The sequence below is a fragment of the Flavobacterium sp. LS1P28 genome (assembly GCF_003970335.1).
Classification (GTDB): domain Bacteria; phylum Bacteroidota; class Bacteroidia; order Flavobacteriales; family Flavobacteriaceae; genus Flavobacterium.
This window is the reverse complement of sequence record NZ_RYDI01000016.1, coordinates 1-12,796: the sequence shown is the minus strand read 5'-3', so window position 1 is coordinate 12,796 and position 12,796 is coordinate 1. Positions and strand designations below refer to the sequence as shown.

The 12,796-nt window shown below is 35.3% G+C and carries 12 protein-coding genes and 1 pseudogene; 5 read left to right on the top strand and 8 right to left on the bottom strand.

Annotated features, from left to right (window positions below):
- Nucleotides 1-6: 6 nt before the first annotated feature.
- From EKL97_RS12000 to EKL97_RS11970, 7 genes are all read right to left on the bottom strand, one after another.
- Nucleotides 7-723: a DsbA family protein gene (locus EKL97_RS12000; RefSeq protein WP_126568957.1), complete on the bottom strand. Its 717-nt coding sequence runs from the start codon at nt 721-723 to the stop codon at nt 7-9.
- A gap of 209 nt (nt 724-932) precedes the next feature.
- The gene (locus EKL97_RS11995; protein ID WP_233588581.1) at nt 933-3,011 is read right to left on the bottom strand and encodes a TonB-dependent receptor; all 2,079 of its coding nucleotides are present in this window, start codon (nt 3,009-3,011) and stop codon (nt 933-935) included.
- Nucleotides 3,012-3,317: 306 nt separating this feature from the next.
- Complete coding sequence (arfB, locus tag EKL97_RS11990; protein ID WP_126457557.1) at nt 3,318-3,722, bottom strand: alternative ribosome rescue aminoacyl-tRNA hydrolase ArfB; 405 nt, start codon at nt 3,720-3,722, stop codon at nt 3,318-3,320.
- Nucleotides 3,723-3,735: 13 nt separating this feature from the next.
- Nucleotides 3,736-5,856, bottom strand: a complete 2,121-nt coding sequence (locus EKL97_RS11985) for a DUF4301 family protein (protein ID WP_126568955.1) — start codon at nt 5,854-5,856, stop codon at nt 3,736-3,738.
- A complete protein-coding gene (gene pnuC / locus EKL97_RS11980) occupies nt 5,811-6,440 on the bottom strand; it encodes a nicotinamide riboside transporter PnuC (protein ID WP_126561472.1) in 630 nt (209 codons plus the stop codon). The genes EKL97_RS11985 and pnuC overlap by 46 nt, the downstream gene beginning before the upstream one ends.
- The gene (locus EKL97_RS11975) at nt 6,440-7,159 is read right to left on the bottom strand and encodes a geranylgeranylglyceryl/heptaprenylglyceryl phosphate synthase (protein ID WP_126553936.1); all 720 of its coding nucleotides are present in this window, start codon (nt 7,157-7,159) and stop codon (nt 6,440-6,442) included. Before EKL97_RS11975 ends, pnuC begins: the two co-directional genes overlap by 1 nt.
- A 148-nt stretch (nt 7,160-7,307) precedes the next feature.
- Nucleotides 7,308-7,937 (bottom strand): 4'-phosphopantetheinyl transferase family protein, encoded by a 630-nt coding sequence (locus EKL97_RS11970; protein WP_126568954.1) that lies wholly within the window; start codon nt 7,935-7,937, stop codon nt 7,308-7,310.
- 281 nt (nt 7,938-8,218) lie between these two features.
- On the opposite strand from EKL97_RS11970, the gene ahcY reads away from it, so the two are divergent.
- The 3 genes from ahcY (at nt 8,219) to EKL97_RS11955 (ending at nt 11,392) form a co-directional block, all read left to right on the top strand.
- Nucleotides 8,219-9,535 (top strand): adenosylhomocysteinase, encoded by a 1,317-nt coding sequence (gene ahcY, locus EKL97_RS11965; protein WP_126457562.1) that lies wholly within the window; start codon nt 8,219-8,221, stop codon nt 9,533-9,535.
- A 96-nt stretch (nt 9,536-9,631) separates the two neighbouring features.
- Nucleotides 9,632-10,201, top strand: coding sequence for a transposase (locus tag EKL97_RS11960; RefSeq protein ID WP_255416344.1), 570 nt, complete (start codon nt 9,632-9,634; stop codon nt 10,199-10,201).
- Nucleotides 10,202-10,327: 126 nt separating this feature from the next.
- Nucleotides 10,328-11,392: a serine hydrolase domain-containing protein gene (locus EKL97_RS11955; protein WP_126553938.1), complete on the top strand. Its 1,065-nt coding sequence runs from the start codon at nt 10,328-10,330 to the stop codon at nt 11,390-11,392.
- A 28-nt stretch (nt 11,393-11,420) separates the two neighbouring features.
- On the opposite strand, the pseudogene EKL97_RS11950 reads toward EKL97_RS11955, so the two are convergent.
- A pseudogene (locus EKL97_RS11950) lies at nt 11,421-11,507 on the bottom strand (transposase); the annotation flags it as partial.
- A gap of 225 nt (nt 11,508-11,732) precedes the next feature.
- Here EKL97_RS11950 and EKL97_RS11945 point away from each other — a divergent pair.
- The gene (locus EKL97_RS11945) at nt 11,733-12,071 is read left to right on the top strand and encodes a DoxX family protein (protein WP_126553940.1); all 339 of its coding nucleotides are present in this window, start codon (nt 11,733-11,735) and stop codon (nt 12,069-12,071) included.
- A gap of 7 nt (nt 12,072-12,078) precedes the next feature.
- The gene (locus EKL97_RS11940; RefSeq protein WP_126457564.1) at nt 12,079-12,417 is read left to right on the top strand and encodes a DoxX family protein; all 339 of its coding nucleotides are present in this window, start codon (nt 12,079-12,081) and stop codon (nt 12,415-12,417) included.
- The last annotated feature ends 379 nt before the right edge of the window (nt 12,418-12,796 follow it).

Genomic DNA, 12,796 nt, shown 5'->3' with positions numbered 1-12,796 from the left:
CTCGTTTTACTCACAACCATCAATTCCACAACTGTCTCCATCGGTGGTATTCAATACCGTGACTTTCGAATCAAATTTGCCTTCCTCCCATACTTTTTCAAGTGTTTTCACAAAGGTTTCCACATGTTGCGCACCCGAAACTGCATATTTATTATCGAAAACAAAAAAAGGAACTCCTTGAACCCCGACAGATTGCGCCTCATTTATATCCTGCTGCACTTCATTTGCGTAAGCATCAGAATTTAGCACTTCATCAATAGCTTCGCCATTCAGTCCTACTTCCAGTCCTAACGCTTTCAATGTATCCAAATCATTAATATTCTTACCATCCGTTAAATAGGCTTTGAACAGTAATTCTTCTAAGTCATTTGCCAAATCATATTTTTTAGCCAAATGCAACAAGCGATGTGCATGCAGCGAATTGGCCATAACCGCTTTTTCAAAATTGAAATCCAATCCTGCATTTTTAGCATTTTCAGTCATATTATTCAGCATCTCTTGTGCCCAATCTTTATCTTTTCTATATTTTTCGGCCAAATGCTCAACCATATTATCCTCTGGAGAAGCAACAAAGCCGGCGTCTAACTGAAAACTTTTCCATTCAATTTCAACTGCATCTTTATGCTCAAAATTCTGTAAAGCACCTTCTATTCTTCTTTTTCCAATATAACAAAACGGACACATGATATCCGACCAGATTTGTATTTTTAATGTATTTCCCATTTTCCTTTAATTAAATTCAAAAATTAATTTTATAATACAAAATTAATCAATTCAGTTTTGAGCTTTTGGGGTTTTAGTGTTTAATTATAGATACTGGAATAGTAAATATTTATTTGAATCAGAAAGTCAGAAAAGTAATCCTTTATAATAGAACCAAAAAAACCATCAAAATTGCTCGTGATGGTTTTTTGTCAACTATAATCATTATACTAAAACTTCAACGTTAATCCCGCTAAGAAATTAATTCCTGCTTGTGGATAATAATACGGATAGATGTCATACATGTATCCGTTAGAAACGTATTTCTTGTCTAAAAAGTTATTCACTAAACCGGTCAATACGATTTCTTTGAAGATGTTTTTAGGTTTAAAAGTGTAAGCAACATTCAAATCATTCACAAAATAATCCGCCAACTTTGCAGCCGGTAATTCGATGTTGTTCATGTATTGTTCCCCAACGAATTTTTGCAACCATGAAATATGAAGATTTTCAATGGGCGTATAAACCAAAATATTTCCCGCAATTATTGATGGTGAATACGCAATTTCAGTAGTTCCGTAATCCTTTCCTTCAACAGCTAAATCAATATTTTTATTGGCACTCAAGGTAAAATTTGGACGAATAATCAATTGGTCTGTCAACGCTATTGTAGCATCTATTTCCAGTCCTAAGCGGTAACTTTTTTCGCTGTTCGAACGTATCGGAGCACCTACATCGTCTAAACTCCCTGTCAAAATCAATTGGTCTTTATAGGCCATATAATACACATTCGAGTTAAATTGTACTTTTTCCGCAACATATCTCCACCCCAATTCAAAGTCATTTAGTTTCTCTGGCTTAACGTTTCCGCCTTCATAATCACTTCTATTTGGTTCGCGATTGGCTCTGGCATAAGACAAATACACGGAATTTCCGGAATTGATCGTATAAGTTAATCCCGTTTTAGGGTTAAAGAAATTAAACGTATCATCCACAAGTGTTGGTTGAACACCATTAGCCTTGTAATTCACTGAACGATATTGCAAATCTCCAAATAAACTTAGCTGTTCTGTGATTTGGTAATTGGCTTTCACAAAAATATTCCCGTCCGTTTTATTGGCATAATCATCGTAATAGCGATCTCCTAACTCACTCTGAGAAGCATTTCGTGCCCAGATCACTTTTCCAAAATGGTCGCCTTCATACTTATTCCATCCACCACCAAAAATCACATCCAGATTTTCATCCTTATAATTAGCAGAAAAAGTAGTTCCGTAGAAATCATTTTCCAACCATTTTTGACGCACTAAATCCGTTGTTGAAACTCCACCAGTAGGCTCTAATCCATAATCCCTATAATCAGCGTCTTCCTTATAATTTTCAAAAAAACCTTCTCCTCTCGTGTAATGCAATGCAAAATTAGTGCTCCATCTTTCAGATATTTTTTCGTTCCAATGCAATTGAGAATGATCTTGCTGGTAATTATCCGTTTCATTATCATAAAAACGAGCATTTCCTTGCTCGTCCGTAAAAGCACCTGATGAATTAAACGTTCGGTCATTCTGCAGCGTTTCTGCATCTATTCCGTTCCAAGACTGGTACGTTTTTTCAGTACCTCCAAAAACCAATGCTTTTATCAAAGTCGTTTTGCCGACATACGTTCCCTGTAGAAAATAGGATTTCAAATCAGAAGCGCCACGATCTACAAACCCGTCAGACTTGATGGCTGATAACCTTCCTGCGATTTCAAAATGGTCGTTCATCAAACCCGTACTGAATTTTACGGTGTGTTTTCTGGTATTAAAACTACCCACAGAGTTCGATATTTCACCAGAGCTTTCTTTGGAAAAATTGTCCGTCAACATGTTTAAGCTCGCCCCAAAAACACCCGCTCCATTCGTAGACGTTCCTACGCCACGTTGCAATTGCAAACTTTCTAATGATGAAGCAAAATCTGGCATATTTACCCAAAAGGTTCCCTGACTTTCAGAATCATTGTAAGGAATTCCGTTGATAGTGACATTCACTCTTGTTGCATCGCTACCACGTACGCGAATTCCGGTATACCCTACTCCATTTCCCGCATCAGAAGTCGTCACAACTGACGGCAAATAATTCATTAAAATAGGAATATCCTGTCCTAAGTTTCGGAATTTGATTTCCTTTTTGTCCAAATTACTGAAACTTACCGGCGTTTTAGTAGTGACCCGCACCGCCGAAACCAAGACTTCATCAAGTTGGTTTACTTTCGTAGTGTCTTTAACTTGAGAAAAAGAGATAAATGATGTAAAGAGAAAGACAGAAGACATAAAATATGTCAGATTCTTGGACTTTGAAACTTTAAGACTTTGAGACTTTGAGACTAAAATAGTATTCATCCGTAAATAAGATTACGAATAAAAGGGGGAATTATTCCTTTTGTTAAATTAATAAATGATTGTTTCCTATGACAAATAGATAGTGTGCACGCTATTTTCTTTGTCATTTTTTCCCTTAGCGACATTACTCGCCCAGGTTCGTTGGGTATGATCTCAGCTCGTTATTTAGAGCACCCCTTTGAGACAGCGCAAAAGTAGTTTTTTTTGTTCGAATTTTAGAAAATAAAAAATAAAATCTTATTCTAAATTTGGTTTTCTCCTGTTTTTCTTGACTTCAGAAATAGTCTTTTTATCCTTTATTCTTTTTCTAATGACTGATTTAGGGATTCTGGTGGGTTTTCTTTCTTTTGGAACAAGCAATGCATTTTTTATTAATTCCAAAAATCGTTTGATTACGAGTTCTTTGTTTCTAAATTGACTTCGGTCTTCCTCACAATTTAAAATTAAAACAGCATCAGTGGTAAGTCTGGACGATAATTTAGTTGCAATCAAAAGTTTTTCTTCGTCCGTTAAAGCCAGAGAATGGTGCAGATCAAAAGTCAACACCACTTTAGAGGATACTTTATTTACGTTCTGACCGCCGGCTCCACTGCTCCGGACTGCTTTAAAACTTAATTCGGATACGATTTTTTCTATTTCCATTGATGCGTAAATTTTAGAACTGATGTGCCGGTTTCAACAAATCATTCACCGTTTTGACCGGATTAAAAGTAATCAAAGGCACCTCAACAAACACAGTCAGCCATTTAGCCATTGCGCCGTTCCATAAACCAGGCAATTCATACCCTTTGATGTTTTTGCCCGCTACATTTTTTTCCACAATAAAACCACTACTATAATCCACAAACTGAGTGAGATCAAATTTCTCTTTTTTATAATTTTTTAGGCTACAGACTAAATCAACCGGATTAAAATGGGTAGCAGCATCCAGAATTGCCTTTTGATTGTCGTTTGCCAAATCGACTTGGAAACCTTCTACGATTTGCAATGAAATTCCTCCTTGATGATCCCGGACCCAAAACGGCCCTCCTCCGGGTTCACCCTCGTTTTTTACCATTCCGCATACGCGAATCGGCCTATTTAAAATCGCTTTTATTTCCTTGACTTTATTGTCCAGACTGTCCGTATGAGAACCGTCCTTCATTGTAGTATTCAATTTTTCCTTCAAAAAAAGAATAATTTCATCTACAAACGCGGACTCAATTGCCACAGTATCCAAGGCGTTTAAATACCTGAAAACCTGCTGCTGTATTGCTAGCAAAATGCCCGCCAACCCTTTTTTGTACAAAGAAATTTTCTCTAAATTGTTTTGAATTACATTGTCAATGTTTTTGATAAATACTATATCAGCCTCTAAATCATTCAAATTGGCAATCAAAGCACCGTGTCCTCCGGGCCTGAAAACTAATTGTCCCTTTTCATCTCGGAACGGCTTGTTTTTCATAGTAACCGCAAGTGTATCAGTCCGCTTGCTTTGATAGGAAAAACTAACCTGTATTGTTACACCCGATTGCTTTTCAATTTTAGATTTAATTGCATCAATGCGGCTTTCAAACTTTTTTTGATGGGATTCTGACACTGTAAAATGCAAATAAGAACAGTTATTAGTGCTCGTATAATGCGTACATTCCTGTAAATGCTCTTCCACAGGAGTTGCAATATGGGTTTTGTATTTATGAAAAGGAAGAGTCCCTTTTGGCTGATTTGCAAAGTCAAAATAATCAGATGATAAAATGAATTTTATAAAATAATAATTTTTCAAACTTGGATCTAAAGTATCAAAAGCGGCATACTCGGCTCTGAGTCGTTTATCGATTGCTTCAAAAAAGGGAAGTTTTTCCATTCCCACGATAAAAACAGCAAGTTTATTTGCTTTTTTTCGGTTGATATAGGAATTAATTGATTCATTTTCAACATCAAATTCATTTATAAATTCCGCCAAAAACTTAAACATTCTGCTGGCTGCTCCGGAAGCAGGCACAAATTTCTGTAATTTTAAATTTGATTTATGGGTATCAAAAAAAAGGGATTTTTCTTGAAAATCTTTTTCAGATAGCTTTAAAATACCATTAGACACTGTTGCCGGACGAACCAAATCTGCTTTGGGGATACCGTTTTTAAAAAAATTCAATTGCTTTTGAATGTCTTTCATTGAGATTCCATACTCCTGAATATACAGAAAATCATCCGAGGAAAACCCGAGTTCCCTTGCTAAAGTTAAGTCATCAACACTTGCAATTGCCTTTTTGAGACGCAAATCCTGGTCTCCGGAAAGGGTTATAAATGGTTTATTATTATCGATTAAAGATTGTTTAAACACGGCAAAAACAGATTCTCTTCCTTCTGCTTTGTCTCGCAAATCATCTTTTTCCCAGGGTACATCAATATCTGTCAGAAAAAACAAATCGTATTCATGTGCGCGAGCTGCTTCATGCAACAAAGGATCACAATAGTTGTAATACACCTCCGAAAAAACTTTGGTCACCATTAGATTCGTATCACAAAAAAGATATTTATTGGCAATCAGCGTTCGTTCATTTTCTAATTTAGCTTGACCGTAAGCAATGGGCAGCATATCATCAACGGTACATATTTGCTGACTTGAATCCCACTTTTCTTGCAGGTAATCACGTGTAAACTCCGGAACCCATTCCGTTTTATAATAGTCTGCAAGCTGTCTGGCCAAGGTAGTTTTGCCAGTGCTTTCAGGACCAAATAAAGCTATTTTAATTATTTTTGTAACTCCGTTTGAGAGCTGTCTGAGATTTTCTTCCATTCTAAATAGCCAAAAATGGCAACTATTGTAAATACTATGTATTGAAAACTGGTAAAGGTATAGCCTTTGGCAAAATACAACGGAATGGAAATTACATCTCCAATAATCCAAAATACCCAATTCTCGACTTTCCTTTTGGCCATGAGCCACATTCCCACAAAGAAAATCCCTGTAATAAATGTATCTACATAGGCATACCAAGTGGTAAATTTACCAAAATAGTGATATACTGAAACCACAAAAGCGACCGTAAATATAAAAAGAATTATCGCAATTCGTTTTTCAGAACTTGAAATTTTTGAAATTGGGAATTCTTCCGTATCGCCTTTTTTTCGGGTCCAATGGTACCAGCCATAAATACTCATTACAAAATAATAGCCATTAATCATCATGTCACCCCACAAGGTCCATTTCCAGAGCAAATACACAAATATGGACGTACTCACTAATCCGGTTGGAAAAACCAGAATATTGTCTTTTTTGGCGTACCAAACACTCCATAGTCCAAAAATGACAGCTATAATTTCCAAGATAATATCTAATGTTGAATACTCGCTGTACTGCGAAAAAAAATAGTCTATCATTAATTAAGGTTAAAAAAATTAATATCCTTTTCAAAAGCGGTTCCTATAATTACTAGATCGGCTCCGGCAGCATACGCGTTTTGAATTCCCTGCAAATCTACAATACCACCACCAACAAGTAACGGAATTTCAATATTTTGCGTAACTAATGCAATCATTTCTAACGGAACAGCTTGTTTAGCGCCACTTCCCGCTTCGAGATAAATCAGTTTATTACCTAACATTTCTCCCGCTAGTGCCGTAGCCAATGCTAAATCCAGATTATTTCTATCTAAAGGCTTTGTTTTACTAATGCGTTCTACTGCGGTTTCAGTGCCGCTTTCAATCAAAATATAACCGGTAGAAATGATCTCGAGTTGGGTTTGTTTTAAAATGGGTGCCACTTTTACTTGGTGTTCGATTAAAAAATCAGGATTGCGACCAGAAATTAAAGACAAAAATAAAATTGCATCGGCTTTATCTGAAATCTGAGATGGGTTTCCAGGAAATAAAACGATAGGCAATGTGCTACTTTTTTTTATTTCTATAATTAATTCGTCTAAAATGTTGTTTTCAACCTGGCTTCCGCCAATGAAAATATGTGTTGCGGGTGATTGATTGATTTTTGAAATTAAACTAGGTAAATTCTCCAGAACTATTTTATCAGGATCCAGAAGAATCGCCAGGAGCTTTTGACATTCGACTTTAGATTGGATGATTTCGTTATAAATGTTTGTCATTTTTGGTACGCAGATAACGTGGATTTTGTGGATTTAAACGGATTTAAACGGATTTCTGATACTTCATATTGTTGCTTATTAATTGTCTTTTCATTGCTTAACCAGTACGGGCAAAGCAATGACAAACTGCGCGATGAAATACTGTGTACTATTTTTCGAAAGCATAAACTAACGTAAAATCCTCTATTTCTTCAAAATGAATATTGAAATTCTTCAATACATTATTAAAATGAAGTTTAGCTTTATTTTGTTTAGTATTTAATTCAAATGAATGAACGTTTATATGGTCTTTGAAACTGATTCTTTTTTCGTTTCTAATTTTGAAAATAGCCTCTTTGGCACCCCAAATAACCGTTAATTTTCGGATATATTCTTCACTATCCATATCCAAGAATTGAAACTCGCTGTCACAAAATTTATGTGCTATTTTGATGATTTTATTTCGTTGCAATTCAATGTCGATTCCCACGGTTTCAGTACTGATTATAATGGCCGAAAACTCATGAGAATGTGTGATGGAAATGTGCTTTCCATCGTGTAAATGGGGCTTTCCGAAGGTGTCATAATACAAATCAAAATCAGTATATCCGGCTTGTTGCAATGCCTTACGAACGCTCAAGAAGGCGCGTTGGTGCATTTCGGATTTCATTCCGTCCAGTCGATTTTGATTATTTACATTAAGAACAATCTGCTGGTTTAATTCGGAGAAAGGTTCCGTTATTTTCCAAATTAAAATTTGGGTGGCGGCATTAGGACGTATGATTTTATAAAGCGGCATCGTGTTGTGATCTTGATTTTTAGCCCCGGTAGCAGCGACATCCTTTTTTCACGCTTTTTTGCGTGTAAAAAGATATAGCGAATAACGGGAAATAGCTCCAGAAACTGAAACAAGTTCAGCTTAAAGAAATTATTTAGTTAATGTTCAAAAGATTAGCGAATTAAACAATTCATAAATCTTCTAGAAAACCGTAAAATTCTAAAGTTATTGCGTAAATTTGCAAAAAATTTTCACCCGAGCCTGAAAGGCGAACGGACGAAGTAATTACAAATATACTATAAATGAGTACTACAACTATGCCTTTTGTGGCTTTCAAAGTAAAAGACATTTCCCTGGCGGCTTGGGGAAGAAAAGAAATTGAATTAGCAGAAGCTGAAATGCCAGGTTTAATGGCGCTTCGTGCGGAATACAAAAACGAACAACCACTTGCTGGTGCTCGTATTGCGGGATGTTTGCACATGACAATCCAGACTGCGGTTTTGATTGAAACGTTGATCGCTCTTGGTGCTGAGGTGACTTGGAGTTCTTGTAACATTTTCTCTACACAAGATCAGGCTGCTGCAGCGATTGCTGCTGCTGGAATTCAGGTATATGCTTGGAAAGGGTTGAACGAACCTGATTTTGACTGGTGTATTGAGCAAACATTATTTTTTGGTGAAGACAGAAAACCATTGAACATGATTCTTGATGACGGTGGGGATTTGACCAATATGGTTATAGACCGTTACCCGGAATTAGTTGCAGGAATCAAAGGATTATCCGAAGAAACTACCACTGGAGTACACAGATTATACGAAAGAGTAAAAGCAGGAACATTGCCAATGCCGGCAATCAACGTGAATGACTCGGTTACTAAATCGAAATTTGACAACAAATACGGTTGTAAAGAATCAGCAGTTGATGCAGTTCGTCGTGCAACTGACTTGATGCTTGCTGCAAAAAGAGTAATCGTTTGTGGATACGGTGACGTAGGTAAAGGGACAGCAGCTTCTTTTAGAGGTGCTGGTTCTATTGTTACAGTTACTGAAATTGACCCAATTTGTGCGCTTCAAGCAGCAATGGACGGTTTTGAAGTAAAAAAATTAGATACGGTTATTGCAACTGCTGATATTATCATTACCACTACTGGAAATAAAGATATTGTTTTGGGTTCTCATTTTGAGAAAATGAAAGACAAAACTATCGTTTGTAATATTGGACATTTTGACAACGAAATTGATATGGCTTGGTTGAACACTAACCACGGTGCATCAAAAATCGAAATCAAACCTCAAGTTGATAAATACACTATTGCTGGAAATGATATTATTGTTTTGGCTGAAGGCCGTCTGGTAAATCTTGGTTGTGCTACAGGTCACCCAAGTTTTGTAATGAGTAACTCCTTTACTAACCAAACACTGGCTCAAATCGAATTATGGAAAAACAGTGCGGCATACAACAATGATGTCTACATGTTACCAAAACATCTTGATGAGAAAGTAGCCATGTTACACTTAGCTAAATTGGGTGTTGAATTAGAAACGTTACGTACTGATCAAGCGGATTACATTGGCGTTCCTGTTGAAGGCCCGTTCAAACCAGAATATTACAGATACTAGTCGAGTCATTGCGAGGAAACGAAGCAATTCTCACTATTATAATACAAACCCTTGCAGTTCCGAAGTTTCGGGAGCAAGGGTTTTTTGTTTTTGGGCGTGACCCTTCGCAAAAACTACGGGTCGGATACTTATACGTGCCCTGCCAATGAAACCCTAATGACCAATGGAAATTGGTACGCCAAAAAGAACGGCACGTCAATAAGCCAGATGAAGCATTATAAATCTAGTGCTTGTCTGAGTTGTGAACTTTTTAAAAAATGTACTAAAAACGCCAAAGGCAGACTCATTGAACGCTCCCAATACGCCGATTTTATTTATCAAAATAAAGTCAGAATCCAAAATAATTATGAAATATACCGCAGACGACAAGCTATCGTCGAACATCCGGCAGCCTGTCCCGCTCTTTGCAAGAGAGTAATAAAGCGGCAATGGGATTTTTACTATATCATGACAAAGAAAACCATAAAACGTGCCGCAGCTGATGTTGGATTGATTTTTACAGCCTACAACCTGCGCCGAATCTTCAACCTGATTGATCACAATCTACTAAAACAGTATCTAAGAATACTGGCGTTGTATTTTGTGATGTTAAGAGCAATTTTAACCCTTTATACGGACTGTTTTATTTTAATAATCATCAGCGACTTTTGCCAGAATGAATTTTAATTGTAGTTTAAATAACATATATTTACTCAATGATTAACAAAATACAGTTCGTTTAAAGGTTTTTAGACAAACTGACGTTAGCGGGAATTGCACCCACTATAAACGTAAAATCAAACAAAAGAAAACATGAAAAAAACATTGCTTTTAATCGCTCTTTTAACGGTTTTTAATAATACTTATTCACAAGAAGACAAAGTCGATCTTGCAATAAAAGAACTTATTCAAAAAAATAAAATTGTCGGTTTACAATTATCGGTTATTAAAGAAAATGTTATTGTAAAAACAAGTCATTATGGATTCGCCAATATTCAAGATTCAATTGCTGTAAATAGTCAAACCGTTTTTAGCATTAATTCTATTACCAAAGCATTCACAGGAGTTGCAATCATGCAATTAGTAGAAAACGGAAAATTAAATCTAGAAGAACCTATTTCAAATTATTTAGATAAATTACCCCAAACTTGGCAAAAAATTACCGTAGAACAGCTTGCAACCCATAAATCGGGACTTCCTGATGTTTGGGATTCACAAGGCAATATGCTTTCCGAGGATGGTAATATTTTGTTCGAAAACGTCAAAAAGCTACCCCTTGCTTTTGAACCTGGAAAACATGTGAGAGAAGGCTTGGCAAATTACATGCTTCTAGGAATGCTTATAGAAAAAATTAGTGGACAGTCGTTTGAAAAATTTATTATGGAAAACCAATTCAAAAAAGCAGGAATGAAAAACGCCATGAAGGCAGGAATTGGGGATTTTTATAACATTATTAATAACTCATCAAGACCATATACTTATTTTAGAAATAATGTTCTAACTAATGTTTATCAACCAATGCCTTCAAATTTATTGCCTGCAGGTGGGATATATGCAACAGCAACCGAAATGGCACAATGGGTAATTGCATTACAAACTAATCAATTAATTAATGCTGAAAATCTTAAAATTCTTTTAAAACCTATTGAATTAGAAAACGGAAAACCATATGAAGAGAATGGTTTGCTCGACAGAACTTCAATTGGTTTTTCATTAAGTTCAAGAGCTGAAAATCCAATAATTGCTTCAATGGGTGGTGCAAGAAATGCATTATTTATTTATCCTAATAAAAATGTTTCAATAGTAATTTTGACAAATTTAATGGGTTCTCATCCTCAAGCTTTTATAGAAGAAATTGCTAAATTATACATTAACTAAAAATAACAACTGCTGCTAACAGCTAGGGCTTACAAGTGCTACTTAAAAAACCATAATGCCGGATTTTGACAAAACGTTTAGGCAAAATATGCAACGCAAAATGCCTGATAAATTCTGATGCATTTTTGAACCAAAAAAACCAACCTGTTTTAGTTTCAAATTGAGAGCTAATCCGATAAAATAATAAAGAAACCTCTCGATTTACAAATAAATCAATTCGGTAATCCTTATAATAATATAAGTTTATGGTATCTTTGAATAACATAAATTCTAAGAGACATACAGCTGCTAATTAATTTGTATATCACAACAAAAGATAAAACCCTTTAATTATAAAACCATGAATACTTATTCTATTATCGCTCAGCTTGTAATCGCAGTGTCCGTAGGTTACGTATGGATTTTTAGGTTTGATAACATTGTTAACGAATTTAAACAATACGGCATATCGGATTTGACAAGAAATGTTGTTGGAGCCACAAAAATAGCCTTATCAACCTTGTTAATAACAGGAATTTGGTATCCTGAATTAGTATTTATACCGGCACTTATAATGGCCTTTCTAATGATAAGCGCACAATTTTTTCATTTTAAAGCAAAAAACCCATGGTCTAAACACCTTCCTTCTTTATTCCTTTTGGCATTATCTCTTTTTGTTGCATTATGCGCTTCCAAATAATCAAAACATGAATTTATTGCATTTACTTATTTTATTTTCGGCAACCTCCTTTCTTATCTATGGAATGGCGTATTTTGCCTCGTCGAATATGAAAAATGAATTTAAACGCTTTGGACTTGAAAAATTTGGACCATTAATTGCTGTTTTAGAATTGGCAGGGGCTATCGGTTTATTTATTGGGCTTCAAAATCATACTGTTTTAGTTCTTGCTTCCGGAGGCCTAGCTTTGCTTATGCTTCTTGGTACAGGGGTAAGAATAAAGATGAAAGATTCTTTATTGGTTTCTACTCCTGCTTTTTTTTACTTTGTGTTGAATCTCTATATTTTATGCAGAACCTTAGAATAAATCAACACTAAGTTGTTTTTAATATTTACCACCAAACAGTTCACTATTTGTTCTAATTTTAAATTAAAACAAAATACCCATTCCAATAATAATTGAAATGGGTACTAAGTAATAACCATGGTATAATGTCGTATTTTAAAATCAAGATAAAATTACATAACAATCTGATTTAAAGCTGCTTTACTTAAAGTTAATTCTTTTGACTTTACGACTTTTAAACTTTCGACTTATTTATAATAATTGAGAAAATCAATAATGCTTCAGCATAACGCTTTTATCACATTTTGAAATTATTCAATAATAATTTTATTGAGGTGTTCATTTATTTACTTATTATAATATCTTGATATAAAACCTTTTGAGTTTTCATCATTCTATT

What these genes read in the sequence shown, in the direction of transcription:
- EKL97_RS12000 (WP_126568957.1), bottom strand. Translation starts at nt 723, where the DNA reads ATGGGAAATACATTAAAAATACAAATCTGGTCGGATATCATGTGTCCG.
- EKL97_RS11995 (WP_233588581.1), bottom strand. Translation starts at nt 3,011, where the DNA reads ATGTCTTCTGTCTTTCTCTTTACATCATTTATCTCTTTTTCTCAAGTT.
- arfB (WP_126457557.1), bottom strand. Translation starts at nt 3,722, where the DNA reads ATGGAAATAGAAAAAATCGTATCCGAATTAAGTTTTAAAGCAGTCCGG.
- EKL97_RS11985 (WP_126568955.1), bottom strand. Translation starts at nt 5,856, where the DNA reads ATGGAAGAAAATCTCAGACAGCTCTCAAACGGAGTTACAAAAATAATT.
- pnuC (WP_126561472.1), bottom strand. Translation starts at nt 6,440, where the DNA reads ATGATAGACTATTTTTTTTCGCAGTACAGCGAGTATTCAACATTAGAT.
- EKL97_RS11975 (WP_126553936.1), bottom strand. Translation starts at nt 7,159, where the DNA reads ATGACAAACATTTATAACGAAATCATCCAATCTAAAGTCGAATGTCAA.
- EKL97_RS11970 (WP_126568954.1), bottom strand. Translation starts at nt 7,937, where the DNA reads ATGCCGCTTTATAAAATCATACGTCCTAATGCCGCCACCCAAATTTTA.
- ahcY (WP_126457562.1), top strand. Translation starts at nt 8,219, where the DNA reads ATGAGTACTACAACTATGCCTTTTGTGGCTTTCAAAGTAAAAGACATT.
- EKL97_RS11955 (WP_126553938.1), top strand. Translation starts at nt 10,328, where the DNA reads ATGAAAAAAACATTGCTTTTAATCGCTCTTTTAACGGTTTTTAATAAT.
- EKL97_RS11945 (WP_126553940.1), top strand. Translation starts at nt 11,733, where the DNA reads ATGAATACTTATTCTATTATCGCTCAGCTTGTAATCGCAGTGTCCGTA.
- EKL97_RS11940 (WP_126457564.1), top strand. Translation starts at nt 12,079, where the DNA reads ATGAATTTATTGCATTTACTTATTTTATTTTCGGCAACCTCCTTTCTT.